This window comes from Pseudomonas sp. NBRC 111127 (genome assembly GCF_001320345.1).
In the GTDB taxonomy this organism is placed as follows: domain Bacteria; phylum Pseudomonadota; class Gammaproteobacteria; order Pseudomonadales; family Pseudomonadaceae; genus Aquipseudomonas; species Aquipseudomonas juntendi.
On record NZ_BCBD01000294.1, the window covers coordinates 1 to 2031 of the forward strand.

At 62.1% G+C, this 2031-nt stretch carries 2 protein-coding genes and 1 pseudogene; all 3 read left to right on the forward strand.

Going from position 1 to position 2031, the window contains the following annotated elements; translation table 11 throughout:
* Nucleotides 1–164, forward strand: a pseudogene (locus APH30_RS28965) (cytochrome C); the annotation flags it as partial.
* Between the two features lie 4 nt (nucleotides 165–168).
* Nucleotides 169–660 (forward strand): sorbitol dehydrogenase, encoded by a 492-nt coding sequence (locus tag APH30_RS26920; protein WP_054914239.1) that lies wholly within the window; start codon nucleotides 169–171, stop codon nucleotides 658–660.
* Nucleotides 657–2031: GMC family oxidoreductase N-terminal domain-containing protein (locus tag APH30_RS26925; protein WP_156326742.1), on the forward strand; the 1375-nt coding region annotated here is incomplete at its 3' end. The genes APH30_RS26920 and APH30_RS26925, both read left to right, overlap by 4 nt.

Sequence of the window (2031 nt, forward strand, 5' to 3'; positions counted from 1 at the left end):
CCACCCTGGAAACCTACAACCAAGGCACCACGCCACAGGCCTCATCGAGTTGCATGGAGTGCCACAACAACGCGACTACCCGGGTAACCGAGTCTCCGCGCACCAGTTTCGCCGATTTCACTTTCCTGCTTGAACGTGCTCAATCCACCGGCGCCAAGGAGTGATGCCATGAGCGATCCGAACCTGTCGAACTTCATCAACCTGTCCGCGGTGCTCACTGGTCTGTCGGCCGAATTGCTGGCGCCGTCCGTCGACCCTATCAACCTTCCGCCGCTGTTCTTCGCGACCGCCCAGCAAGGCATGGGTAGCGCAGCGTTCGGCAAAATGCTGGCGCTGTATGCCAGCATCGAGGGCCAGCCGCCTACGCAAATTGCCAGCGCCGTGCTCGGTAATTCGGACCCGCAGATCGCCCAGGGCGGCCGCTCGGTCATGAAGCTGTGGCTGCTTGGTAGCTGGTACCAGCCGTATGACCAGGGCGGTCAACACAAGGGTGACACCAGGGTGGTTTCCGACCAGGCCTACAAGGAGAGTTGGGCGTGGAAGATCGCCCAAGCCCACCCGATGGGTTACAGCCAGTACCACTTCGGCTACTGGGCCGAGCAGCCACCGACCCTCAAGGAGTTCACCGGTATCGACGCCAAGGAAGGGCAGCAGCCATGACCCAAGTTAAAATCCAGAACATCGAAAGCGCAGACGTGATCGTGGTCGGCGCCGGCATGGCCGGCAGTGTCATGGCCTACCAGTTGGGCCTGGCCGGCTTGAAAGTGCTGGTGCTCGAATCGGGCCCCGCGATTCCACCCAATCGCAGCGAGTACCTGGAGCGCTTCTATACCGCAGTGCTCAAGTCGCCCGAAGCGCCGTACCCACCCGAGCAGGGCGAGCAGACCCCAGCCACGCAGTTCGCGCCACGGGCGACCATCCAGGACTTGATAACTGCTGGTAGCGAAGACCCGAATAAGGTGCAGAAGAGCTACCTGGTACAGAAGGGGCCGCAACTGTTCGCCAGCACCTACGAAAGGGTCGGCGGCGGCACCATGTGGCACTGGATGGGCACAGCCCTGCGCCTGCTGCCCAACGATTTTCGGATGCGCACTGCCTACAACGTCGGCGTCGACTGGCCGATCAGCTACGACGACCTGCAAACGGCCTACTGCCGTGCTGAAGAGGAAATGGGCGTGTCCGCCGACGTTGCCTCGCAGAGCTACCTTGGCGTGACCTTCCCCAATGGTTACGAATACAGCATGCACGGTATCCCGCCGTCACTGGTCGATCAGGGCCTGGGCCAGCATGTCACGGGTACGGTGTACCAGAGTCCGGAAAAGGCCACCGACGGCAAGCCATACCCAGGTGTCACTCTCAACGTCAGGCAGACACCGGCCGGGCGCAACTCGCAGAACGACAACGGCCGGCGAGTGTGCGCTGGCAATACCAGCTGCACACCCATTTGCCCGATTCAGGCCAAGTACGACGCGACTGTGACCATGGCCAAGGCCCTGGACACCGGCAATGTGCGCATTCTCTACCAAACCGTGGCGAGCCGGGTGCAGGTCGATGCCCAGGGCGTCACGGGTATCGATTTCATCCAGTATCAAAACGACGGCACGCGCCAGAACGGCTCGGCCCAAGGCAAACGTTACGTGATCGCTGCTCACGCCATCGAGACGCCCAAGCTGCTGCTCAACTCGGTCAGCCCGAACAGTCCGAAGGGGGTCGCCAACAGTAGCGGTCAGGTCGGCCAGGCGTTGGCCGATCACCCCGTTTACCTGGCTTGGGGGTTGATGCCTGAAGGCAAGCCGTTGTTTCCGTTCCGCGGGCCGTTGTCCACTTCGGGGATCGAGGACATGCGCGATGGGCCGTTCCGCAGCCAGCGTGCGGCCTGGCGTATCGAGATTGGCAACGAGGGCTGGAACTGGTCGGTCGGCGACCCTTACACCTCGGTTTGCGATTTTATCGACGGCACCAACAACGGTGGCGCCAACCCTGGCAAGTTGGCCTTGTCTGGCCAGGCGTTGGTGCAGCAGCTCAACAGCG

Excerpts from the sequence above, each read along its gene's own strand:
- APH30_RS26920 (WP_054914239.1), top strand. The coding sequence starts at position 169 with ATGAGCGATCCGAACCTGTCGAACTTCATCAACCTGTCCGCGGTGCTC.